At 37.6% G+C, this 25,253-nt stretch carries 25 protein-coding genes and 1 other annotated feature; all 25 genes read left to right on the top strand.

Annotated elements, in window-relative coordinates; translation table 11 throughout:
- Nucleotides 1-30 precede the first annotated feature (30 nt).
- The 25 genes from ftsZ (at nt 31) to pyrE (ending at nt 25,224) form a co-directional block, all read left to right on the top strand.
- Nucleotides 31-1,185 carry a cell division protein FtsZ gene (gene ftsZ, locus BGI23_RS18715; protein WP_000888991.1) on the top strand — a complete coding sequence of 385 codons (1,155 nt, stop codon included), beginning with the start codon at nt 31-33 and terminating at the stop codon, nt 1,183-1,185.
- Nucleotides 1,186-1,500: 315 nt separating this feature from the next.
- The gene (gene spoIIGA / locus BGI23_RS18710) at nt 1,501-2,418 is read left to right on the top strand and encodes a sigma-E processing peptidase SpoIIGA (protein WP_000261994.1); all 918 of its coding nucleotides are present in this window, start codon (nt 1,501-1,503) and stop codon (nt 2,416-2,418) included.
- A gap of 19 nt (nt 2,419-2,437) precedes the next feature.
- Nucleotides 2,438-3,157: an RNA polymerase sporulation sigma factor SigE gene (sigE, locus tag BGI23_RS18705; RefSeq protein WP_000976948.1), complete on the top strand. Its 720-nt coding sequence runs from the start codon at nt 2,438-2,440 to the stop codon at nt 3,155-3,157.
- A gap of 157 nt (nt 3,158-3,314) precedes the next feature.
- Nucleotides 3,315-4,094: an RNA polymerase sporulation sigma factor SigG gene (sigG, locus tag BGI23_RS18700; protein ID WP_000197753.1), complete on the top strand. Its 780-nt coding sequence runs from the start codon at nt 3,315-3,317 to the stop codon at nt 4,092-4,094.
- 167 nt (nt 4,095-4,261) lie between these two features.
- A complete protein-coding gene (locus BGI23_RS18695; protein WP_001998116.1) occupies nt 4,262-4,546 on the top strand; it encodes a YlmC/YmxH family sporulation protein in 285 nt (94 codons plus the stop codon).
- Between the two features lie 117 nt (nt 4,547-4,663).
- Nucleotides 4,664-5,482, top strand: a complete 819-nt coding sequence (pgeF, locus tag BGI23_RS18690; protein WP_001209002.1) for a peptidoglycan editing factor PgeF — start codon at nt 4,664-4,666, stop codon at nt 5,480-5,482.
- Nucleotides 5,479-6,153, top strand: coding sequence for a YggS family pyridoxal phosphate-dependent enzyme (locus tag BGI23_RS18685; protein WP_000218033.1), 675 nt, complete (start codon nt 5,479-5,481; stop codon nt 6,151-6,153). Before pgeF ends, BGI23_RS18685 begins: the two co-directional genes overlap by 4 nt.
- A gap of 19 nt (nt 6,154-6,172) precedes the next feature.
- Nucleotides 6,173-6,643 carry a cell division protein SepF gene (locus BGI23_RS18680; RefSeq protein ID WP_000119138.1) on the top strand — a complete coding sequence of 157 codons (471 nt, stop codon included), beginning with the start codon at nt 6,173-6,175 and terminating at the stop codon, nt 6,641-6,643.
- A 6-nt stretch (nt 6,644-6,649) separates the two neighbouring features.
- Complete coding sequence (locus tag BGI23_RS18675) at nt 6,650-6,913, top strand: YggT family protein (RefSeq protein ID WP_000450919.1); 264 nt, start codon at nt 6,650-6,652, stop codon at nt 6,911-6,913.
- 15 nt (nt 6,914-6,928) lie between these two features.
- Nucleotides 6,929-7,696 carry a YlmH family RNA-binding protein gene (locus BGI23_RS18670; protein ID WP_000029726.1) on the top strand — a complete coding sequence of 256 codons (768 nt, stop codon included), beginning with the start codon at nt 6,929-6,931 and terminating at the stop codon, nt 7,694-7,696.
- An 89-nt stretch (nt 7,697-7,785) separates the two neighbouring features.
- Nucleotides 7,786-8,292 (top strand): septum site-determining protein DivIVA, encoded by a 507-nt coding sequence (divIVA, locus tag BGI23_RS18665; protein WP_001131612.1) that lies wholly within the window; start codon nt 7,786-7,788, stop codon nt 8,290-8,292.
- A gap of 51 nt (nt 8,293-8,343) precedes the next feature.
- Nucleotides 8,344-8,568, top strand: a binding site (T-box leader).
- A 71-nt stretch (nt 8,569-8,639) separates the two neighbouring features.
- Nucleotides 8,640-11,405 carry an isoleucine--tRNA ligase gene (ileS2, locus tag BGI23_RS18660; protein ID WP_000455926.1) on the top strand — a complete coding sequence of 922 codons (2,766 nt, stop codon included), beginning with the start codon at nt 8,640-8,642 and terminating at the stop codon, nt 11,403-11,405.
- Between the two features lie 156 nt (nt 11,406-11,561).
- Nucleotides 11,562-11,891 carry a TraR/DksA C4-type zinc finger protein gene (locus BGI23_RS18655; protein ID WP_001004664.1) on the top strand — a complete coding sequence of 110 codons (330 nt, stop codon included), beginning with the start codon at nt 11,562-11,564 and terminating at the stop codon, nt 11,889-11,891.
- A gap of 124 nt (nt 11,892-12,015) precedes the next feature.
- A complete protein-coding gene (gene lspA, locus BGI23_RS18650; RefSeq protein WP_000642177.1) occupies nt 12,016-12,474 on the top strand; it encodes a lipoprotein signal peptidase LspA in 459 nt (152 codons plus the stop codon).
- A 4-nt stretch (nt 12,475-12,478) separates the two neighbouring features.
- Nucleotides 12,479-13,387 carry an RluA family pseudouridine synthase gene (locus tag BGI23_RS18645; protein WP_000005838.1) on the top strand — a complete coding sequence of 303 codons (909 nt, stop codon included), beginning with the start codon at nt 12,479-12,481 and terminating at the stop codon, nt 13,385-13,387.
- Nucleotides 13,388-13,589: 202 nt separating this feature from the next.
- Nucleotides 13,590-14,132, top strand: a complete 543-nt coding sequence (gene pyrR / locus BGI23_RS18640; protein ID WP_001156487.1) for a bifunctional pyrimidine operon transcriptional regulator/uracil phosphoribosyltransferase — start codon at nt 13,590-13,592, stop codon at nt 14,130-14,132.
- Nucleotides 14,133-14,278: 146 nt separating this feature from the next.
- A complete protein-coding gene (uraA, locus tag BGI23_RS18635; protein WP_070806760.1) occupies nt 14,279-15,562 on the top strand; it encodes a uracil permease in 1,284 nt (427 codons plus the stop codon).
- A 148-nt stretch (nt 15,563-15,710) separates the two neighbouring features.
- A complete protein-coding gene (pyrB, locus tag BGI23_RS18630) occupies nt 15,711-16,625 on the top strand; it encodes an aspartate carbamoyltransferase (protein ID WP_000018853.1) in 915 nt (304 codons plus the stop codon).
- The gene (pyrC, locus tag BGI23_RS18625; protein WP_070806759.1) at nt 16,609-17,895 is read left to right on the top strand and encodes a dihydroorotase; all 1,287 of its coding nucleotides are present in this window, start codon (nt 16,609-16,611) and stop codon (nt 17,893-17,895) included. The genes pyrB and pyrC overlap by 17 nt, the downstream gene beginning before the upstream one ends.
- Nucleotides 17,892-18,989, top strand: coding sequence for a carbamoyl phosphate synthase small subunit (locus BGI23_RS18620; RefSeq protein WP_000828682.1), 1,098 nt, complete (start codon nt 17,892-17,894; stop codon nt 18,987-18,989). Before pyrC ends, BGI23_RS18620 begins: the two co-directional genes overlap by 4 nt.
- A complete protein-coding gene (gene carB / locus BGI23_RS18615) occupies nt 18,974-22,192 on the top strand; it encodes a carbamoyl-phosphate synthase large subunit (protein WP_001126112.1) in 3,219 nt (1,072 codons plus the stop codon). Before BGI23_RS18620 ends, carB begins: the two co-directional genes overlap by 16 nt.
- Nucleotides 22,189-22,968 (top strand): dihydroorotate oxidase B electron transfer subunit, encoded by a 780-nt coding sequence (gene pyrK, locus BGI23_RS18610; RefSeq protein WP_000983358.1) that lies wholly within the window; start codon nt 22,189-22,191, stop codon nt 22,966-22,968. The genes carB and pyrK overlap by 4 nt, the downstream gene beginning before the upstream one ends.
- Nucleotides 22,965-23,894, top strand: coding sequence for a dihydroorotate oxidase B catalytic subunit (gene pyrD / locus BGI23_RS18605; protein WP_001081057.1), 930 nt, complete (start codon nt 22,965-22,967; stop codon nt 23,892-23,894). The genes pyrK and pyrD overlap by 4 nt, the downstream gene beginning before the upstream one ends.
- Complete coding sequence (gene pyrF, locus BGI23_RS18600) at nt 23,879-24,595, top strand: orotidine-5'-phosphate decarboxylase (protein WP_000083494.1); 717 nt, start codon at nt 23,879-23,881, stop codon at nt 24,593-24,595. The genes pyrD and pyrF overlap by 16 nt, the downstream gene beginning before the upstream one ends.
- Nucleotides 24,592-25,224 (top strand): orotate phosphoribosyltransferase, encoded by a 633-nt coding sequence (gene pyrE / locus BGI23_RS18595; protein ID WP_000711449.1) that lies wholly within the window; start codon nt 24,592-24,594, stop codon nt 25,222-25,224. Before pyrF ends, pyrE begins: the two co-directional genes overlap by 4 nt.
- Nucleotides 25,225-25,253: the final 29 nt, after the last annotated feature.

Raw genomic sequence — 25,253 nt, 5'->3', positions numbered from 1 at the left:
CGAAAAATGAGGTTCTAGGGGGATTTCGACATGTTAGAGTTTGATACTACTCAAGATCAATTAGCGAATATAAAAGTTATCGGTGTCGGCGGTGGCGGAAACAATGCTGTAAACCGTATGATTGAACACGGTGTACAAGGTGTAGACTTTATCGCTGTGAATACTGATGCACAAGCATTAAATCTATCAAAAGCTGAAACGAAAATGCAAATTGGTGGAAAATTAACACGTGGACTTGGTGCAGGTGCAAACCCTGAAGTAGGGAAAAAAGCTGCAGAAGAAAGTAAAGAACAGATCCAAGAAGCACTTCGTGGTGCTGATATGGTATTCGTAACTGCTGGTATGGGCGGCGGAACTGGAACTGGTGCAGCTCCAGTTGTTGCTCAAGTGGCAAAAGAATTAGGTGCATTAACAGTTGGTGTTGTAACACGCCCATTTACATTTGAAGGACGTAAGCGTGCAACACAAGCGGCATCTGGTATTGCGGCATTTAAAGAAAATGTAGATACACTTATTGTAATTCCAAACGATCGCTTATTAGAGATTGTTGATAAAAACACGCCAATGTTAGAGGCATTCCGTGAAGCAGATAACGTATTACGTCAAGGTGTTCAAGGTATTTCTGATTTAATTGCAACACCAGGTTTAATTAACTTAGACTTCGCAGACGTAAAGACAATTATGTCTAATAGAGGTTCTGCTTTAATGGGTATTGGTTCTGGTAATGGAGAAAATCGTGCTGCTGAAGCTGCGAAAAAAGCGATTTCTAGTCCATTATTAGAAACATCTATTGATGGAGCTCAAGGTGTTATCATGAACATTACGGGTGGAGCTAACTTAAGCTTATATGAAGTACAAGAAGCGGCAGACATTGTAGCTTCAGCTTCAGATCCAGAAGTAAATATGATCTTCGGTTCGGTTATTAATGAAGGATTAAAAGATGATATCGTTGTAACTGTAATTGCAACTGGTTTTGATGATACAATTGCAACTCAACCACCAAAACCAATTATCCGTCCGAATGTGAATCACACGCAACAACAGCAACAGCCAGTAGCTCAACCACCAAAACAACGTGAAGTAAAACGTGAAATGAAGCGTGAAGAGCCAGTTGTACATGAGCGTCATTCAGATTCAGATGATATCGATATTCCAGCATTCTTACGTAATCGTCGTAGACGATAAAAGAAAAGGAGCATTTATGCTCCTTTTTTGTTTTATACAGGGAAAAGATCTGCCTAAGCAGGTCTTTTTTTATTTTATATATTTTAATCTATTCCGCTATTTGCCGGATAGCACGATTGGTGCGTGGCGATTAAAGTTTCACTTTATATGTAAGTAAAAAGTATATAGCATTCTATGAAACATATACTTTTATTTTTTACCGACAGATTATGTCTAGAAAGCACAAAATAACAAAAAAACACCTCCGCAAATTGACACACTTTCCTATTGGATATGCATTATACTAGTCTCAACTTAAAAAAAGAGGTGAATTGTTTGGTTGTTTACGCCGACGTTGTTTGGTTGTTAAACGCCTGCATTGATTTTCTTTTACTTTTATTAACGGCTACCGTGTTAAAAAAGAAGATCAAAAGATGGAGGCTTGTGTTAGGGGCATTGATAGGTTCAACCATTGTTATTTTTGCCTTTACTCCTTTTGCTTCTATGATGACACATCCGATTATGAAACTACTGTACTCGTTACTTATTGTGTATACAGCATTTGGGTTTACAACATTTAGAAATTATGCACAAACTGTTTTTACTTTTTACTTTGTAACCTTTATGGTTGGCGGAGGATTAATGGGCACTCATTTCTTTTTGCAAACGAATGAAATGGTAAATGGGTTGGTTCAATCTCAATCAATTTCTTACGGTGACCCAATTAGTTGGTTGTTCGTTATTTTTGGTTTTCCAGTCATTTATTATTTTTCTAAAAAGCGTATTGAAAGCGTAGAGGTTACAAAAATACACTATGATCAAATTGTGAAATTGAAAATTCAATTAGCTGAAGAGGAACTAGAACTCGCAGGTTTAATTGATAGTGGGAATCAACTTTACGACCCGTTAACGAAAACACCTGTTATGATTATGCATATTTCATCATTAGAACATTGTTTGCCAGCTTGGTTAACAGAACAAATTTATTCCAAAACACAGATTCCTCAAATACCAGAAAATGATTCTGGGTGGGCGACAAAATTACGCTTAATTCCTTTCCGAGCAGTAGGAGTAGAGAATCAATTTTTATGGGCAATTAAGCCAGAAAGTGTACAAATTTATCATGAAGGTAGTTCTATTGTCGTGAATAAAGTATTGATTGGATTAAATACACAACAGTTGTCAACCAATGGAGAATATCAATGTATTGTGCATCCGAAAATGTTAATTTCGCAAAAAATGGTAATTGCTTAATAATGGGAGGCGGGATAATATGATGAAATTAAAATTTTATTTAGTATACCTTTGGTATAAAGTATTGTTGAAATTAGGAATTAAGACCGATGAAATTTATTACATTGGTGGAAGTGAGGCGTTACCACCGCCGTTAACGAAAGAAGAAGAGGAAGTTTTATTAAATAAATTGCCAAAAGGAGATCAGGCGGCAAGGTCGTTACTGATTGAACGTAATTTACGGCTAGTCGTATATATAGCAAGAAAGTTTGAAAATACAGGGATAAATATTGAAGATTTGATTAGCATTGGAACAATTGGGCTTATTAAAGCGGTAAATACATTTAATCCAGAAAAGAAAATAAAATTAGCAACATATGCCTCACGTTGTATCGAAAATGAAATCTTAATGCATTTACGCCGCAATAATAAAAATCGTTCAGAAGTTTCTTTTGATGAACCACTTAACATCGATTGGGACGGGAATGAACTTTTATTATCAGATGTATTAGGGACAGACGATGATATTATTACAAAAGATTTAGAAGCTACTGTTGATCGTCATCTTCTAATGAAAGCATTACATCAATTGAATGATCGTGAAAAACAAATTATGGAACTTCGGTTTGGGCTCGCTGGAGGAGAGGAAAAGACGCAAAAAGATGTAGCGGATATGCTTGGGATTTCACAGTCATACATTTCGCGTTTGGAAAAAAGAATCATAAAAAGGTTACGAAAAGAATTTAATAAAATGGTGTAAAGAATAAGACCAGCCGTTATGTAGGCTGGTCTTATTCTCTTTCGTTGTATGAGGAGAGACAACGAAAATGAAAAATGAAGAGAAAACCGCATGCATAAAATCCCCTTCAAAGGAAATACTTTACACTGTACAGCAACTCCCGATAGGAGGGAACACTTTGACGAGAAACAAAGTAGAAATTTGCGGTGTTGATACAGCTAAACTTCCCGTACTAAAAAATGATGAAATGCGTAAATTATTTCGTGAAATGCAAAGTGGAGAGATAAGCGCAAGAGAGAAATTAGTGAATGGAAACTTACGTCTTGTACTGAGCGTCATCCAAAGATTTAATAACAGAGGAGAATATGTTGACGATTTATTTCAAGTTGGTTGTATCGGACTTATGAAATCCATTGATAATTTTGATTTAGGCCAAAATGTAAAATTTTCAACGTATGCTGTGCCGATGATTATTGGGGAAATACGCAGATATTTGCGTGATAACAATCCGATTCGCGTATCTCGCTCCTTACGAGATATTGCGTATAAAGCGTTACAAGTAAGAGAAAAGTTGATTGCAGAAAATTCAAAAGAACCAACAGCAATGGATATTGCAAAAGTGCTTGAAGTGACTCATGAAGAAATCGTTTTTGCTTTAGATGCAATTCAAGATCCAGTTTCATTATTTGAGCCGATTTATAACGATGGGGGGGATCCTATCTTTGTTATGGATCAGTTAAGTGATGAAAAACAAAAGGACGAGCAGTGGGTTGAAGAGTTAGCTCTAAAAGAAGGAATGAAGCGTTTAAATGATCGTGAGAAAATGATTATTCGAAAACGTTTCTTCCAAGGAAAAACACAAATGGAAGTTGCAGAAGAAATTGGGATTTCTCAAGCACAAGTGTCACGTTTAGAGAAATCAGCTATTAAACAAATGAATAAGACGATTCAAGGATAAGGTTTCACCATTTATGGTGAGACCTTTTTATATGTCATATAGTTTGTTTGCGCTCATAGTAGGATAGTTGTGTTCATATAATGAAAATAATATGAGGTTGGTAAGAGGGTGCTTCCTGTTCATTTGTGAAACAATGTTTTTTCGATTCGTCATATATAAGGGAGAGGATGAAAGTGATACAAATTTCGGAATTGCAGATGAAAGATATAATAAATGTTTCAGACGGAAAAAGGCTGGGGAATATTGGTGATATTGAAATTGATATGAACACAGGGAAGATCGATTCTATTATTATTTCTAAACAGGCACGTATGTTTGGGATTTTTGGGAAAGACGTAGAAATTGTAATTCCTTGGAAAGAAATTGTGAAAATTGGGGAAGATGTCATACTTGTTAGAGTAAATCCTGTTAATTCTGTAACAGAATCAATACAAACACCGACAATTTCATAAAGAATATTACAAATTCCTCTTTTTTTTCTGTTAGGATTATGAAAAAATAAAAGTATGGTAAAATAGACAGGAAGTACCATGCTTTTTTATGTTATTTTAATTAAAAGGAGCAGCCTTATGAGAGAACCATTTAAATATGTGGACGGTATACTGTATTTAGAAGCGTGGAAAGAACTTGGAAACATTACTGCTGGATTTACGACAAAAGATGGTGGGGTAAGTACGGGCTCCTTTCATGCAATGAATTTAGGATTACATGTGAATGATATTGCCGAGAACGTTCATGAAAATAGACGCATTTTAGCAAATAAGTTACAAAAACCATTAGAAAACTGGATTTGCTCTGAACAAGTTCATGATCATCATGTTGAAAAAGTAGGACAACAGGAAAAAGGAAGTGGCGTTTATTCATATGAAGACGGCATTTCAAAAACAGATGGCATTTATACGACTAATAATGATGTTCTTTTAACATCTTGTTATGCGGATTGTGTTCCACTCTATTTTTATGCACCATCACATGGTATGATAGGACTTGCGCATGCTGGATGGAAAGGGACTGTAAAAGAGATTGCAAAAGAAATGATTCAAAAATGGAATGCAGAAGGGATTTCGAGTGATGAAATTCATGTTGCGATTGGACCAGCAATTGGATCTTGTTGTTACGTTGTTGATGATCGAGTGTTAACAGCAGCAGAGCAAGTAGTAAACGGTTCTGTTCCTTATAAAAAAGTTTCAGACGGACAGTACGCAATTGATTTAAAAGAAATTAATCGTATATTATGTGTACAAGCAGGCATAAAAGAAGAGAATATTGTAATGTCATCTCTTTGTACAAGCTGTGAAGAACAACTGTTTTTCTCTCATCGTCGTGATCAAGGTAAGACAGGGAGAATGTTGAGTTTCATAGGTTTTAAGGAGGATGAAAGCAAGTGACAGTACAAAAAAATTTAACAACTGTAAACGAAGCAATTAAACAATCTTGCGCGCGAGCGGGACGTTCTTTGCAAGATATTAAACTCGTTGCAGTTACAAAAACGGTAGGAATTGAAAAAACAAACGAAGTAATTGAAGCAGGAATTATCGATTTAGGTGAAAATAGAAATGAAGGTTTCTTACAGAAGTATGAACATTTCGGTTCAAAAGTGAATTGGCATTTTATTGGATCATTACAAACGAGAAAAGTAAAAGAAATCATTAATGAAATCGATTATTTACATTCATTAGATCGTCTTTCACTTGCAAAAGAAATTCAAAAACGTGCGGATAAGAAAGTGAAATGTTTTATTCAAGTGAAAACATCATCTGAAGAATCAAAGCAAGGATTGGCAATAGAAGAAACCGTTTCTTTTATTCAAAGTTTGCAAGAATTCGATAAGATTGAAGTGGTTGGACTAATGACAATGGCTCCGTTTACAGAAGAAGAGGAAGAAATCAGACGCTGTTTTAAGACATTACGTATGCTACAAACAAAGGTGCAGGAGTTAGAATTATTACATGCGCCATGTAAAGAATTATCAATGGGAATGTCTAATGATTACACCATTGCAATTGAAGAAGGTGCTACATACATTCGTTTGGGGACGATTTTAGTAGGAAAAGCGTAAAAGGAAGGAGAATCTTATTATGAGTTGGTCAAAAGTAAAATACTTCTTTTTTGATACACCTGAAGAAAAAGAAGCAGCTCAATATAGTTATGAAAAGGAGCAAACGGACATGAAGAAGCAGCAAGATCCGCCAGAACAACAAGATGTTACGTTTCCAAAAGCGCAAACGAAACAAAATGTTGTGAGCATTGAAACAGCGAAGCAATCCTCAAAAGTTGTTTTATTAGAACCACGCACATATTCGGAAGCGCAAGGAATTGCGGACCATTTAAAAGGTAGACGAGCTGTTGTAATTAATTTACAACGAATGTCTACGGATCAAGCTGTACGTATCGTTGACTTTTTAAGTGGTACTGTATACGCTATAGGCGGGGACATTCAAAAAATAGGACCGAAAACATTTATGTGTACGCCTGAAAATGTAGATATAGTTGGTGCAATTTCAGAGTTATTCGGTGAAGAAGAAGACACAAATATAAAGAGGTGGTAATACGCCATGGAAACAGTTTTAAGGCTTTTAGTTACTGCTATCGAGATTTACTCGTGGGCACTTATTATTTACATTCTCCTATCATGGTTCCCAGGTGCAAAGGAATCAACTTTCGGAGATTTTCTTGCCCGTATTTGTGAACCGTATTTAGAACCATTTCGCAGATTTATTCCGCCGCTTGGTATGATTGACATCTCACCACTTGTTGCGATTTTTGCGTTGAGACTTGCTACAAGTGGTTTAGTAACTTTATTCGGCTATTTCTTATAGTAAGAGGTTAAATACATGAGCATCTACGAGCATTTTAGACCTGATGAAGTGGTCTTTGTGGATAAAGTGTTAGAGTGGAAGCGAGCAGCAGAGTACCATCAAGTGAAGTTAACAGACTTTCTTGATCCAAGACAACAACAAATTGTCACGATGGTAATAGGACAAGGAGATGTTGCTGTACAATTTGATGGTGCAACGTCTCAAGCAGAGCGCAAAAGAGCACTCATTTATCCGGACTATCTAGTAATAAATGAAGAGGAATTTCAAGTAGAAGTATTGGAAATTGACTATCCTTCCAAGTTTTATACGCTAGAGCATAGGCAAATATTAGGTACATTTATGTCTCTCGGTTTAACGAGAGAAAAATGTGGTGATATTTTGCTTCAAGAAGATCGTGCCCAAATTGTAGTCGCGAAAGAAGTTGTATCTTATATTGAGATGAACTTACAATCTATAGGAAAAGTGAAAGTCTCCTTATCACCAGTGCAAAGGGAAAAAATTCTACAGATACAAGAAACGTGGGGGGAGAAATCCGGAACGGTTTCTTCACTTCGTTTAGATGTTATGTTAGCTGAAATGTTACATATATCTAGGCAAAAAGTACAACCTTTCATAAAAAATGGTTTAGTAAAAGTGAATTGGAAAACAGTGGAGCAAACCTCTTATGAATGTTATCCAGGAGATGTTTTTTCAGTGAGAGGATATGGACGCAGTAAATTGTTTTCTGTAGAAGGTAGAACAAAGCGCGACAAATGGAGAATTTTGTATGGTATACTAAAATGATTGGTTTTTTAGAAGGAAATCCTCCTATTTTGTCGAAGAAAAGATATAATTGAAAGAGGAAATTTAGATAACTACTTGGAGGTGGCGTTGTGCCGTTAACACCATTAGATATTCATAACAAAGAATTTGGTCGCGGATTCCGTGGCTATGATGAGGATCAAGTAAATGAGTTTCTTGATCAAATTATCAAAGATTATGAATTAGTCATTCGTGAGAAAAAAGCTTTAGAAGAACAAGTTGCACAATTAGAAGGGAAGTTAGATCATTTCTCTAATATTGAAGATACGTTAAACAAATCTATCGTTGTTGCACAAGAAGCAGCGGAAGAAGTAAAACGTAATGCCCAAAAAGAAGCGAAATTAATTGTACGTGAAGCTGAAAAGAATGCAGACCGTATTATTAACGAAGCTTTAGTAAAATCAAGAAAAGTTGCTTTTGATATTGAAGAGCTAAAGAAACAAGCGAAAGTATTCCGCACTCGTTTCCGTATGTTATTAGAAACACAGCTTGAAATGTTAAACAACGATGATTGGGATAAGCTAATTGAGTTAGAAGACGAAGTAGACGAGCTGTTGAAAAAAGAAGAAACAGTGTAAGCTTGACGTTTTTCTCATTATTACATATAATTTTAAACAACATATTTATTAAGAAAAACGAAGATAGGGATAAGTACCTTTTTCATACCTTATATAGCGAACTGAGGATGGTGTAAGCTCAGGATAAGGAGATAATGGGAATATCACCCTGGAGTTCCGCGCTGAACAAATAGAGTAAGCGTAGGCGTATATTCGCGTTAAGAATATAAAGAGGATTGTATACATACGTATAGAATCTACTAGGGTGGTACCGCGGGAGACTTTCTCGTCCCTTTTTGGGATGAGAAAGTCTCTTTTTTATTCCGTTTTTTAGGTCTTTCTTTTATACATGTAAGGAGGAATTGAGCATGGAGTACAAAAATACATTACTAATGCCAAAAACAGAGTTCCCGATGCGTGGGAATTTACCAAAACGTGAGCCTGCAATGCAAGAAAAGTGGGCGGAAATGAATATTTATGAAAAGGTACAAGAACATACGAAAGGTCGTCCTTTATTTGTACTGCATGATGGACCTCCATATGCGAATGGTGACATTCATATGGGACATGCATTAAATAAAGTATTAAAAGACTTTATCGTTCGTTATAAATCAATGACTGGTTTCTGTGCACCATATGTCCCAGGTTGGGATACACACGGTTTACCAATTGAACAAGCTTTAACAAATAAAGGTGTGAAGCGTAAAGAAATGACAGTTGCTGAGTTCCGTAAGTTATGTGCAGAGTATGCATATGAACAAGTAGAACGTCAGCGTGAGCAATTTAAGCGTTTAGGTGTACGTGCTGATTGGGATAACCCATACATTACTTTAGAGCCAGCATATGAAGCACAACAAATTAAAGTGTTTGGTGATATGGCGAAAAAAGGTTATATCTATAAAGGACAAAAACCAGTTTATTGGTCACCAACGAGTGAATCAGCTTTAGCAGAAGCTGAAATTGAATACCAAGATAAAAAATCTGCATCTATTTACGTAGCATTTCCTGTAAAAGATGGAAAGAACGTATTAGAAGGTGATGAGAAATACATTATCTGGACAACAACGCCTTGGACGTTGCCTGCAAACTTAGGTATTTCTGTTCACCCAGAACTTGAATACGCTATTGTAAAAGTAAATGATGAAAAATATATTATTGCTTCTGAACTATTTGAGACAGTTGCAAAAACGTTAGAGTGGGAAAACGCTGAAGTTGTGAAAACAGTAAAAGGTAGTGAGCTTGAGTATACAGTTGCAAAGCATCCATTCTACGATCGTGATTCATTAGTTATGCTAGGAGATCACGTAACAACAGATGCAGGTACAGGTTGTGTTCATACAGCACCAGGACACGGGGAAGATGACTTTATTGTTGGTAAAAAGTATGGCTTAGAAGTACTTTGCCCAGTTGATGATAAAGGTGTATTAACAGAGGAAGCACCTGGATTTGAAGGCTTATTCTATGATAAAGCTAACAAGCCAATTACAGAAAAATTAGAAGAAGTAGGCGCATTACTGAAGCTAACATTCATTACGCATTCATATCCACATGATTGGAGAACGAAAAAACCTATTATTTTCCGTGCGACAGCACAGTGGTTTGCATCTATTGAAGCATTCCGTAAAGAGTTATTAGAAGCTGTTGCGGAAACAAAATGGGTACCAGCATGGGGCGAAACTCGTCTTCATAACATGGTTCGTGACCGTGGTGACTGGTGTATTTCTCGTCAACGTGCATGGGGTGTGCCAATTCCTGTATTCTATGCTGAGAATGGTGATCCAATCATTACGGATGAAACAATTAACCATGTAGCTGATTTATTCCGTGAACACGGTTCTAACGTATGGTTTGAGCGTGAAGCGAAAGATCTATTACCAGAAGGATTTACACATCCAGGTAGCCCAAATGGTGAATTCCGTAAAGAAACAGACATCATGGATGTATGGTTCGACTCAGGTTCTTCTCACCAAGCGGTATTAGAAGAGCGCAATGACTTACAACGTCCAGCAGATTTATATTTAGAAGGATCTGACCAATATCGTGGTTGGTTTAACTCTTCATTATCGACAGCAGTTGCTGTAACAGGAAAAGCGCCATATAAAGGCGTACTAAGCCACGGTTTCGTATTAGATGGTGAAGGACGTAAAATGAGTAAGTCGATTGGTAACATCGTCGTACCGAAGAAAATTATGGATCAATTAGGCGGAGATATTTTACGATTATGGGTATCTTCTGTTGACTATCAATCTGATGTACGTATTTCGGATGATATTTTAAAACAAGTAGCAGAAGTGTATCGTAAAATCCGTAACACATTCCGTTTCTTGTTAGGAAACTTAGACGACTTTAAGCCAAGTGAAAATACAGTAGCTATAGCTGAACTTCGTGAAGTAGATCGTTACATGTTAGTGAAATTAAATGACTTAATTACAAAAGTAAAAGAAGCATATGAGACATACGACTTCGCTGCTGTATATCATGCAATTCATAACTTCTGTACAATTGATTTAAGTTCATTCTACTTAGACTTTGCAAAAGACATTTTATACATTGAAGGTGCGAACCATGAAGATCGTCGTGCAATTCAAACTGTATTATATGATGTTCTTGTTGCATTGACGAAACTTGTAACACCAATCTTACCGCATACAGCTGATGAAGTATGGCCATACATTCCAGGTGTAACAGAAGAAAGTGTACAATTAACTGATATGCCAGAAGCTACACAATTAGATGGTGCAGAAGCATTAAAAACAAAATGGGATGCGTTTATGACATTGCGTGATGACGTATTAAAAGCGTTAGAAGTAGCTCGTAATGAAAAGGTAATCGGTAAGTCATTAAATGCAAGTATTACGCTATATCCAACTGCAGAAATGAAAGCTATGTTAGAGTCTATTAACGAAGACTTAAAGCAATTATTCATCGTTTCTGAGTACAAACTTGGTGGCATGATGGAAGAAGCGCCAGCAGATGCACCGAAGTATGAACATACAGCGGTTGTTGTTGTTCAAGCAACTGGTGAAACATGTGAACGTTGTTGGGTAGTTTCAGAAACAATTGGTAAAGATGCTGAACATGAAACATTATGTGAGCGTTGTGCAACGGTTGTTAAAGAAAATTATGTAAAATAATAAGGGGTGACTGCACGTAAAGTGCAGTCATTTTTTTGGTTAACAGTATATTGAAATAACTTTCACTCTCTTTCCTATGAAGGAAAAATGTGTGAGAGGTAAGCATATAAATTTCGGACACACTAATCGTACATTGCAACTGGGAGGAATGTACACGTGAATGAAATGTATATGGAAATCAAAGAAGAATTGCAATTGATGCGAAAAGAGTTACAAGAGAGGCTAGCTAAAGAGGTTATGTACAAATATAATACAGAGTTTAGCGAAGAGCTTGGGTATGAAATTAAGGAAGAGATAAAGAAAAAACTTTTATTACATGATATAAAAGAGGATTTAAAAGATGTAGAACGTGCATTATTTAAAATGGAAATAGATATGTATGGTATTTGTGAAGATACAGGGAGAGTAATGTCGGTAAAACAAATGAAAACGATGCCGACTGCACGTACCATTCATGAATTTTTCTATGAAAAAGTAAATGTATGAATGTGCACAACGATATTATATTACCTTTTTTTAATTTATTTTATTCTTCTATAAAGGTTCATTGTGAAAAGGTGGCAGCTATGCTAAAATTTTGAGGTACACTGTCTTTGTGGGGGAAATGAAAATGATATATTATGTAATAGCGTTATTTGTCATTGCCATCGATCAAATATCGAAATGGCTAATTGTAAAGAACATGGAATTGGGTACGAGTATTCCGATTATCGATAATGTATTATACATAACATCACATCGAAATAGAGGAGCTGCTTGGGGCATTTTAGAAAATAAAATGTGGTTTTTCTACATTATTACAGTCGTTTTTGTAGCATTTATCGTATTTTATATGAAAAAATATGCAAAAACAGACAAGCTTCTAGGAATTTCATTAGGTCTAATTTTAGGCGGAGCAATTGGTAATTTTATTGATCGTGTATTTAGACAAGAAGTAGTGGATTTCATTCACGTGTATATTTTCTCGTATAACTATCCAGTATTTAATATCGCTGATTCAGCATTATGTATTGGTGTTGTATTAATTATTATTCAAACATTATTAGAAGGCAAGAAAACGAAGGAGTAATTGAATGAGTGAAGTAGTACAAGTAACAGTTGCAGAAGAACAAAAAAACGAGCGAATTGATAAATTCGTTGCAGGAATAAATAATGAATGGTCACGTACACAAGTACAACAATGGATTAAAGATGACGTTGTTACAGTTAATGGAAAAGCTGTAAAAGGGAATTATAAAGTTAGAGAAAATGATGAAATTACAGTGACGATTCCTGAGCCAGAAGAGTTAGATATTCAGCCAGAAGATATGAACTTAGAAATTTATTATGAAGATGCAGATGTACTTGTTGTTAATAAGCCGCGTGGTATGGTTGTGCATCCAGCACCAGGTCATACAAGTGGTACACTTGTGAACGGTCTTATGCACCATTGTACAGACTTATCAGGCATTAATGGTGTGATGCGTCCGGGTATCGTACATCGTATTGATAAAGATACGTCTGGTCTATTAATGGTTGCTAAAAATGATATGGCACACGAATCACTTGTAAATCAACTTGTAGCAAAAACAGTAACGAGACGTTACAAAGCGATTGTACACGGTGTTATTCCGCACGATAAGGGAACGATTGATGCTCCGATTGCTCGTGATAAGAAAGAACGCCAAAGTATGACGGTTGATGAAAATGGTAAGCATGCTGTTACGCATTTCCAAGTGTTAGAGCGATTCAAAGATTTCACACTTGTAGAATGTCGCTTAGAAACAGGGCGTACACATCAAATTCGTGTTCATATGAAATATATTGGCTATCCACTTGCAGGAGATCCAAAGTATGGACCAAAGAAAACATTAGATATGAACGGACAAGCACTTCATGCAGGTATTTTAGGCTTTGATCATCCTCGTACTGGTGAATATATTCAGTTTGAGGCACCGATTCCAGAAGTATTTGAAGACGCATTAAATATTTTACGAAAATAGTATTGACAAATCATAAGAAAACTGAGATACTGACAACAGTTAAATAATGATCCTTTAACACAGCCCCGTGAGGTTGAGAAGGTAACGGTTTGAAATGCATAGGGTATGCTGTACCCTTTTTCAAAAGTCCTCTCGCACACGCTGAGAGGACTTTTTTTATACCATTACTCTCACGCAAGAAAAAAGCTTGGAGGTGTAGAGCATGCAAGAGAAAGCTGTCGTTTTAGATGACCAAATGATTCGCCGCGCTTTAACACGAATTAGTCATGAAATCGTGGAACGAAATAAAGGTGTCGATAATTGTGTTCTTGTCGGAATTAAAACTCGTGGAATTTTTATTGCACAACGTTTGGCAGAACGAATTGGTCAAATTGAAGGAAAAGAAATAGAAGTTGGAGAGCTAGACATTACGTTGTATCGTGATGATTTAACGCTACAATCGAAAAATAAAGAACCACTTGTAAAAGGTTCTGATATCCCTGTAGATATTACGAAGAAAAAAGTTATCCTTGTAGATGATGTATTATATACAGGCAGAACAGTTCGAGCAGCAATGGATGCTCTGATGGATTTAGGTAGACCATCACAAATCCAATTGGCGGTTCTTGTTGATAGAGGTCATCGTGAACTACCAATTCGCGCTGATTATGTAGGAAAGAACATTCCAACATCAAGTGAAGAGCGTATCGAAGTTGATTTGCAAGAGACAGATCAACAAGATCGAGTAAGCATATACGATAAGTAAAGCCCTTTTAAATGTAGTCCTGTGAGGCTGCCAAAGGGTCTTGGCTTTCATATGTCAAATTTGGCATACGAAAGTGTAGGACTCTTTGTGCACAGGCACAAAGAGTTTTTTTATTGCAAAGTTTTAAACTGAAGGAGGATGTAACAATGGAACAAAAGCCAGTGTTAGACGTTAATGAAGTACCGAAACCGGGAAAATGGTTATTTTTAAGTATACAACATTTGTTCGCGATGTTTGGATCAACAGTGCTTGTTCCGTTTTTAACAGGATTGAATCCGTCAGTAGCATTAATATCAAGTGGATTAGGAACGTTAGCGTTTCTTCTTATAACGAAAGGTCAAGTACCTGCCTATCTAGGATCATCATTCGCCTTTATCGCACCGATTATAACAGCAAAAACGGCAGGTGGACCGGGAGCAGCAATGCTTGGTGGTTTGCTAGCAGGGCTTGTGTATATCTTAATCTCAATCGGAATTAAGAAATCAGGATCAAAGTGGATTATGAAATTACTACCACCAATCGTAGTTGGTCCAGTAGTAATGGTAATCGGTCTAGCTTTAGCACATACAGCAGTTAACATGGCGATGAATGGTGCGGATGGCAAATATAGCTTTACACACTTTTCAGTAGCATTAGTAACATTAGCAATTACAATTATATGCTCAATATTCGGAAGAGGATTTTTCAGTATCATACCAGTGTTACTTGGCATTATCGGCGGATATATCTTCGCTTACTTCCAAGGGCTAGTAGACTTAAAGCCGGTAGCTGAGGCAAAATGGTTTGTTGTACCAGATTTCACAGTACCATTTGTAACATACACACCAGAGTTTTCATGGAAGATCGTACTCTTGATGGTACCAGTTGCACTAGTAACAATTTCAGAACATATCGGACACCAAATTGTACTAGGAAATGTTATTAAAAGAGATTTAATTGACAAACCTGGTTTACACCGTTCAATCTTCGGTGATGGAGTAGCAACATTAATCGCATCACTAATCGGTGGACCACCGAATACAACGTATGGTGAAAACATCGGTGTGCTAGCAATTACAAGAGCGTACAGTGTATACTTATTCATCGGTTCAGCCGTATTCGCAATCATGTTCGGATTTATCGGTAAGATTTCTGCACTGATTCATTCGATACCAACACCAGTTATGGGGGGTGTATCAATCTTACTATTCGGTGTAATCGCATCAAGCGGATTACGTATGATGGTAGACGATAAAACAGATTTAAGTGACAAACGAAACTTAATGATTGCATCAGTAATACTAGTAATCGGTATTGGTGGAGCGGTACTTCACGTAGGAGAATCATTCCAAGTAGAAGGAATGGCACTAGCAGCAATTGTAGGTGTACTGCTAAATTTACTACTACCGGAAACGAAACAAATAAAACAATCTAAGCAGATTGCTTCATAATAATAACCTTTTAATTCAGTCCTGTGAGACCGGAAAGGGTGGCTTCTTTCTTGCACCCTAGTCTCACATGACTAGGGTATTTTTATGCAAAGGTTGTTATAAAAATACAAAAGTGGTAACATAAAAATCAGAAAGATGAGGGATGACGATGAGCCATTTGTTAACGATGAGTGAATTATCGGAAGTAGAAATTTCAGAAATCCTAAAAGACGCAGAAGATTTTGCGAATGGGAAAGAAAGCAAAACGACAGAGCAAACTTTTGTTGCAAACTTGTTCTTTGAGAATAGTACGAGAACAAGATTTAGCTTTGAAGTTGCTGAGAAGAGATTAGGACTTGATGTTTTAAACTTTTCAGCTGATGCATCTAGCGTACAAAAAGGAGAAACATTATACGATACGATAAGAACACTAGAATCAATCGGAACAAAAGCAGTGGTCATCCGCCACGAGCAAGATCGCTACTTCGATGAACTAAAAGATCAGGTGAATATTCCAATCTTAAACGCTGGAGATGGATGTGGAAACCACCCAACGCAGTGCTTACTCGACCTTCTTACAATTAAACAAGAGTTTGGAAGATTTGAAGGATTGAAGATTGCGATAGTAGGAGATGTTCGTCATAGCCGAGTAGCACGTTCGAATGCAGAAGCATTAACGAAACTGGGTGCAACAATTTACTTCGCAAGTCCAGAAGAGTGGAAAGATGAAGACAACACATTTGGAACATACAAACCATTAGATGAGCTTGTTCCAGAAGTGGATGTAATGATGTTACTTCGTGTACAACATGAGCGTCATGATCATTATGAAACAGACATTATGAAAGAGTATCATGAGAAACACGGATTAACAGTGGAAAGAGAACAGCGTATGAAAGAAGGAAGCATTATTATGCATCCAGCTCCTGTAAACCGAGATGTTGAAATTGCAAGTGAACTTGTTGAGTGTGAGCGTTCACGCATATTTAAACAAATGGAAAATGGAGTTTACGTAAGAATGGCTGTACTAAAACGCGCCTTACCAAATGTATTAGGAGGAATGAAACATGAATTACTTGTTTAAAAATGGTCGTTATATGAATGAAGAAGGAAAAATCGTAGCAACAGATCTTCTCGTACAAGACGGTAAAATCGCTAAGGTAGCAGAAAATATTACGGCAGATAATGCTGAAGTAATCGATGTGAACGGAAAGTTAATCGCACCTGGATTAGTAGATGTACATGTACACCTTCGTGAACCAGGTGGTGAACATAAAGAAACAATTGAAACAGGTACACTAGCAGCGGCAAAAGGTGGATTCACTACAATTTGTGCAATGCCAAATACACGCCCAGTACCAGATTGTAGAGAACATATGGAAGACTTACAAAATCGTATTAAAGAAAAAGCGCATGTTAACGTATTACCATATGGAGCAATTACAGTACGTCAAGCGGGTTCTGAAATGACAGATTTCGAAACGTTAAAAGAACTTGGAGCATTTGCTTTCACTGATGACGGTGTAGGCGTACAAGATGCTAGCATGATGTTAGCTGCTATGAAACGTGCAGCGAAATTAAATATGGCAGTAGTTGCGCACTGTGAAGAGAATACTCTTATTAATAAAGGTTGTGTACATGAAGGGAAGTTTTCTGAGAAACACGGATTAAACGGTATCCCATCAGTATGTGAATCTGTACATATTGCAAGGGATATACTGCTTGCTGAAGCGGCAGATTGTCACTATCACGTATGTCACGTAAGTACGAAAGGCTCTGTACGTGTAATCCGTGATGCAAAGCGCGCTGGAATTAAAGTAACAGCAGAAGTAACACCTCATCACCTAGTGTTATGTGAAGATGATATCCCATCAGCTGACCCTAACTTTAAAATGAACCCACCGCTTCGTGGAAAAGAAGATCATGCAGCATTAATTGAAGGTTTATTAGATGGAACAATCGATATAATCGCAACTGATCATGCACCGCATACAGCAGAAGAGAAAGCACAAGGAATTGAAAGAGCACCATTCGGAATTACTGGTTTTGAAACAGCATTCCCGCTTTTATACACAAACCTTGTGAAAAAAGGAATTATTACATTAGAACAATTAATTCAATTCTTAACAGAAAAGCCAGCTGATACATTCGGCTTAGAAGCAGGTCGCCTGAAAGAAGGTAGAACAGCTGATATTACAATTATTGATTTAGAACAAGAAGAAGAGATTGACCCAACAACATTCTTATCAAAAGGAAAAAATACACCATTCGCAGGTTGGAAATGCCAAGGATGGCCGGTAATGACAATCGTTGGTGGTAAGATCGCATGGCAAAAGGAGAGTGCATTAGTATGAAAAGACAACTTATCTTAGAAGATGGAACAGTATTAATTGGAACAGGTTTCGGAGGAGAAATCGAAAAGTCAGGTGAGGTTGTATTTACAACAGGAATGACTGGATATCAAGAAACATTATCTGATCCATCATATTGCGGTCAAATTGTAACATTCACGTACCCATTAATCGGAAACTACGGCATCAACCGTGACGATTTTGAATCGATTCACCCATCTGTAAATGGTTTAATCGTAAACGAAATTTGTGATCACCCATCAAACTTCCGTAATGAAATTTCGTTAAATGACTACTTAAAAGAAAGAAACATCCCAGGATTAGCAGGGATTGATACGAGAAAATTAACGAGAAAAATTCGTCAATACGGTACATTACGCGGACGCCTTTGTAATATGGATGCAGATGTAGAATACATCGTGAGTCAATTAAAAGCGACAGTATTTACAGATCATGTGAAACGCGTATCAACGAAAGATCCATACCCAAGCCCAGGTCGCGGACATCGCGTTGTACTAGTAGACTTCGGTATGAAACATGGTATTTTAAGAGAATTAAATAAACGTGATTGCGATGTGATTGTAGTTCCTTACAACACAACAGCTGAAGAAATTTTACGCCTTAGCCCAGATGGGATTATGCTAAGTAACGGACCTGGGGATCCAAAAGATGTACCAGAAGCAATTGAAATGTTAAAAGACATTATCGGTAAAGTTCCTTTATTCGGAATTTGCCTAGGGCATCAATTGTTCGCTCTAGCATCTGGGGCGAATACAAGTAAGTTAAAATTCGGCCACCGTGGGTTAAACCATCCAGTAAAAAATCTTGCAACTGGAAAAGTAGCAATTACATCTCAAAACCATGGTTACGCAGTAGAAGAAGAATCAGTTGAAAATACAGAACTTGAAATTACACATGTTGCTTTAAATGATGGAACAGTAGAAGGCCTTCGTCATAAGAAGTTCCCTGCATTTACAGTACAATACCATCCAGAAGCTTCAGCAGGACCAGAAGATGCAAATGATTTATTCGAAGATTTCTTAACAATGATTGAAAACTTCAAGAAAGAAGGGGAAGAGTTATGCCAAAACGCCTAGACATTAACACAATTTTAGTAATCGGATCGGGACCAATTGTAATTGGGCAAGCAGCGGAGTTTGACTACTCTGGTACACAAGCTTGTCAATCTCTTAAAGAGGAAGGTTACAAAGTAATCCTTGTTAACTCTAACCCAGCAACAATTATGACCGATACTGCAACAGCAGATAAAGTATACATTGAGCCTTTAACATTAGAATTCGTAAGCCGAATCATTCGTAAAGAACGTCCAGATGCAATCTTACCAACATTAGGTGGTCAAACAGGTTTAAACATGGCTGTTGAACTTGCAAAATCAGGCGTACTTGAAGAGTGCGGAGTTGAAATTTTAGGAACAAAATTATCGGCAATCGAGCAAGCGGAAGATCGTGATTTGTTCCGTACATTAATGCAAGATTTAAATGAACCAACACCACCAAGTGAAATCATTCATAACCTTGATGAAGCATATAGCTTTGTAAACGAAATTGGTTATCCAGTAATCGTTCGTCCAGCATTCACATTAGGCGGAACGGGCGGCGGAATTTGCCATAACGAAGAAGAGTTAATTGAAATCGTAACAAGTGGTTTAAAACATAGCCCAGTAACACAATGTTTATTAGAGAAAAGTATTGCTGGTTGTAAAGAAATTGAATATGAAGTAATGCGTGATTCAAATGATAACGCGATTGTAGTATGTAACATGGAAAACATTGATCCAGTTGGTGTTCATACAGGTGATTCTATCGTTGTAGCACCGAGCCAAACGTTAAGCGACCGTGAATACCAAATGTTACGTAACACTTCATTACGAATTATTCGTGCACTAGGAATTGAAGGTGGATGTAACGTTCAGCTTGCACTAGATCCATATAGCTTCCAATACTATGTAATCGAAGTAAACCCACGTGTAAGTCGTTCATCTGCATTAGCATCTAAAGCAACTGGATATCCAATTGCGAAATTAGCAGCGAAAATTGCAGTCGGCTTAACATTAGATGAAATCGTAAACCCAGTAACACAAAAAACTTACGCTTGCTTCGAGCCAGCATTAGACTATGTTGTTTCAAAAATTCCACGCTGGCCATTTGATAAGTTTGAATCAGCGAACAGAACACTTGGAACGCAAATGAAAGCAACTGGTGAGGTTATGTCAATCGGACGTAACTTAGAAGAATCATTATTAAAAGCGGTTCGTTCTTTAGAGCTTGGCATTTATCACTTAGAATTAGACCACTTAAAAGAACTTGATAAAGAAACAATGAAAAAACGCATTATTAAAGCAGATGATGAGCGACTGTTTATCATAGCAGAAGCAATTCGTCAAGGTGTAACGAAAGAAGAGATTAACGAATGGTGTGAAATGGACTTCTTCTTCTTACAAAAAGTTGAAAACATCGTAAATATGGAACGCGAAGTAAAAGCGAATGTAGGAAATATGGAAGTACTACAAACCGCAAAAGAAATGGGCTTCAGCGATCACTACATCGCAGCAGCTTGGAACAAAACGGAGCGCGAAATTTACGATATGCGTAAAGAAAATAATATGACGCCAGTATTCAAAATGGTAGATACTTGTGCGGCAGAGTTTGAATCTGCAACACCGTATTACTACAGCACATACGCTGAGGAAAACGAATCAATTGTAACAGATCGTAAGAGTGTAGTAGTTCTAGGATCTGGTCCGATCCGCATTGGTCAAGGTGTTGAGTTTGACTATGCAACAGTTCACTCAGTATGGGCAATTAAAGAAGCTGGATATGAAGCGATTATCATTAACAATAACCCAGAAACTGTTTCAACAGACTTCAGTATTTCTGACAAATTATACTTTGAACCATTAACGATTGAAGATGTAATGCACATCATCGATTTAGAAAAACCAGAAGGTGTTATCGTTCAGTTCGGTGGACAAACGGCGATTAACTTAGCGGCAAAATTAGAAGAACATGGTGTGAAGATTTTAGGAACATCACTTGAAGACTTAGACCGTGCAGAAGATCGAGATAAATTCGAAGCTGCTTTAACAAAACTTGGTATCCCACAACCAGTTGGTAAAACAGCAACGACTGTAGAACAAGCGGTAGCAATCGCAGAAGAAATTGGTTACCCAGTATTAGTAAGACCATCTTACGTACTAGGTGGACGTGCGATGGAAATCGTATATCGTCAAGAAGAACTACTGCACTACATGAAAAATGCAGTTAAAGTTCACGCAGATCACCCAGTATTAATCGACCGTTACATGGTCGGTAAAGAAATTGAAGTAGATGCAATTTCAGACGGTGAGAATGTATTCATTCCAGGTATTATGGAACATATTGAACGCGCTGGAGTTCACTCTGGTGACTCAATTGGAGTATATCCACCACAAAGCTTATCTGAAAAATTAAAAGAACAAATTATTGAACATACAATTGCACTTGGAAAAGGATTAAACATTGTTGGATTACTAAATATCCAGTTTGTAGTATTCGAAGATCAAGTGTACGTAATTGAAGTAAATCCACGTGCGAGCCGTACAGTACCATTCTTAAGTAAAATTACAGGTGTACCAATGGCAAACGTTGCAACAAAAGTTATTCTAGGGCAAGACCTAGTAGAGCAAGGATACGGAACGGGCTATCACCCAGAAGAGAAAGAAGTATATGTAAAAGCTCCGGTATTCTCATTCGCGAAACTACGCTCAGTGGATACAACATTAGGACCTGAAATGAAATCAACAGGGGAAGTAATGGGTAAAGATTTAACGCTTGAAAAAGCATTATACAAAGGGTTAGTTGCTTCTGGAATTAACATCCCAACGCACGGATCAGTAATCATTACTGTAGCGGATAAAGATAAAGAAGAGGCGATGGAAATTGCAAAACGTTTCCATGAAATCGGCTATAACTTATTAGCAACAGCTGGAACAGCAAAATCGTTAACAGAGCAAAATATCCCAGTACAAGTTGTAAACAAAATTGATTCTGAGGACTACAACTTACTAGATATTATCCGCCAAGGAAAAGCACAGTTTGTAATCAATACATTAACAAAAGGCAAACAACCAGCGCGTGATGGTTTCCGCATTCGCCGTGAATCAGTAGAAAATGGTGTAGCTTGCTTAACATCACTTGATACAACGAGAGCAATCTTACGAGTATTAGAATCTATGACATTCTCAGCTCATTCAATGAAAGAAATTACGCAAACAAAGCGTCACGAGGTGGTACATGCATGATGCAAAAGCAAAATATGATCGTCGTTAATCAAAAAGAAATCGCAAAGAACATTTACGAATTAGTGCTTCAAGGAACTTTAGTACAGCAAATGAACGAACCAGGGCAGTTTGTACACATTAAGGTAGCAGAGGGCATTGCGCCCCTTCTGCGCCGCCCAATTAGTATTTGTAATGTAGATCAAGAGAAGAACGAATTTACAATGCTATATCGTGCGGAAGGACAAGGGACAAAAACATTAGCAACTAGAAAACAAGGTGAAATGGTAGATGTATTAGGACCATTAGGACACGGTTTTCCTGTAGAAGAAGCAGAAGCTGGTCAAACAGCTTTACTAGTAGGCGGGGGGATTGGTGTACCACCACTTTATGAACTATCACAGCGCCTCGTTGCAAAAGGTGTACGTGTGATTCACATCTTAGGTTTCCAAACGAAAGATGTCGTTTTCTATGAAGAAAAATTTGCAGAGCTTGGTGATACGTACGTTGCGACAGTAGACGGTACACACGGTACAAAAGGATTTGTCACAGATGTAATTGATCATTATGGAATTGACTTTGATATTCTTTATTCATGTGGTCCGTTAGCGATGCTTCGTGCATTAGAAGGACGTTACAAAGAGAAAAAAGCCTATATTTCATTAGAAGAACGTATGGGCTGTGGTATTGGAGCTTGTTTCGCATGTGTATGCCACTTACAAGAAGATCCAAGTGGACATTCTTACAAGAAGGTGTGTAGCGACGGACCAGTATTTCCAATCGGGGAGGTTGTACTATGAACAGATTGCAAGTTGAATTACCAGGATTATCATTAAAAAATCCAATTATACCGGCATCTGGATGCTTTGGATTTGGTCGTGAATATGCACAGTTTTACGATTTAAGTGTACTAGGATCAATCATGATTAAAGCGACGACAGAACAACCACGCTATGGAAATCCGACGCCTCGTGTTGCTGAAACACCGGGTGGCATGTTAAATGCAATCGGACTTCAAAACCCAGGATTAGAAAAAGTAATGAATTCTGAATTACCATGGTTAGAACAATTTGACCTTCCAATCATTGCAAACGTTGCAGGTTCACAAGCTGAGGATTACGTAGCGGTTGCAAAGGAAATTTCTAAAGCGCCTAATGTCCATGCACTAGAATTAAATATTTCTTGTCCGAACGTAAAAACAGGTGGTATCGCCTTTGGTACAAATCCTGAAATTGCTGCTGATTTAACGAAGCGAGTAAAAGAGGTTTCTGAAGTACCTGTATACGTGAAGTTGTCACCGAACGTGGCAAACATTGTAGAAATCGCAAAAGCGATTGAAAATGCAGGTGCCGATGGTTTAACGATGATTAATACATTGCTTGGTATGCGTCTAGATTTAAAAACAGCTAAACCAATTTTAGCAAACCGTACAGGTGGATTATCAGGTCCTGCGATTAAGCCAGTAGCAATTCGTATGGTACATGAAGTAAGCCAAGCGGTTAACATTCCAATTATCGGAATGGGTGGTATTGAAACAGCGGAAGATGTAATCGAATTCTTCTACGCTGGCGCAAGCGCAGTTGCAGTAGGTACAGCGAACTTTATCGATCCGTTCGTATGTCCGACAATTATTGAAGAGTTACCAGCGTTACTAGATGAATTAGGATTTGATCACATTTCGGAATGCCAAGGAAGGAGCTGGAAGCAAACATGTCACAGTCGTTAATCGTTGCATTAGATTTTCCAGGGAAACAAGATGTAGAACAATTCTTGCGCCACTTTGAAGGGGAAGAGTTATTTGTCAAAGTTGGTATGGAGTTATTTTACAAAGAAGGCCCTGCGATTATTACGTACTTAAAAGAAAAAGGACATAAGATTTTTCTAGATTTAAAACTTCATGATATTCCGAATACAGTAAAAAGCGCTATGCGTAGCCTAGCTAGTCTAGATGTTGATATGGTAAATGTTCATGCTGCTGGGGGAAGCAGTATGATGAAAGCTGCGATTGAGGGATTAGAGGAAGGTAAGCAAGAAGGAAAAGAGAGACCGATTTGTATTGCAGTTACACAACTAACAAGCACTTCGGAAGCTATGATGAAAAAAGAGATCGGCATTGAGAAAACGTTAGAAGAAGCGGTTGCTCATTATGCAAAACTAACGAAAGAAAGTGGACTTGATGGCGTTGTTTGTTCAACACTTGAAGTTCCAAAATTACGTGAAGTATGCGGAAATGAATTTGTAACAGTAACACCGGGGATTCGTCTTGCGAGCGATGATGTAAATGACCAGGTGCGCGTAGCAACACCGAAACGTGCGAGGGAACTTGGCTCAAGCTATATCGTAGTTGGACGTAGTATTACAAAAGCAGAAAATCCGCTTGAAGCGTATAAAACAGTAAAAAAACAGTGGGAAGGTGTAACAGTATGAAAAAAGAAATCGCATCGCATTTATTAGAAATTGGAGCAGTATTTTTACAACCGAATGATCCATTCACTTGGTCTTCAGGTATGAAATCACCAATTTATTGTGATAACCGTTTAACTTTATCTTATCCAAAAGTACGTCAAGCGATTGCAGCTGGATTAGAAGAGTTAATTAAAGAGCACTTCCCAACTGTAGAAGTTATTGCAGGAACAGCAACTGCTGGTATTGCGCATGCTGCATGGGTAAGCGATCGTATGGATTTACCAATGTGCTACGTACGTAGTAAAGCAAAAGGTCACGGTAAAGGGAACCAAATTGAAGGAAAAGCTGAAAAAGGTCAAAAGGTAGTAGTAGTAGAGGACCTAATTTCAACTGGCGGTAGTGCAATTACATGTGTAGAAGCACTTCGCGAAGCTGGCTGTGAAGTATTAGGAATCGTATCAATCTTCACATACGAGCTAGAAGCAGGAAAAGAAAAACTAGAAGCAGCTAACGTAGCATCATACTCTTTAAGCGACTACAGTGCATTAACTGAAGTAGCAGCAGAAAAAGGTATGATCGGACAAGCTGAAACGAAAAAATTACAAGAGTGGCGCAAAAATCCAGCTAACGAAGCTTGGATCACAGCGTAACACGAAAAAAGACGACTGCGGGGGAACGC

Source organism: Bacillus sp. ABP14, assembly GCF_001831375.1.
Taxonomy (GTDB): domain Bacteria; phylum Bacillota; class Bacilli; order Bacillales; family Bacillaceae_G; genus Bacillus_A; species Bacillus_A paranthracis.
Note: the sequence above shows the minus strand (reverse complement) of the source record. Positions and strands in the feature narration are given on the sequence as shown.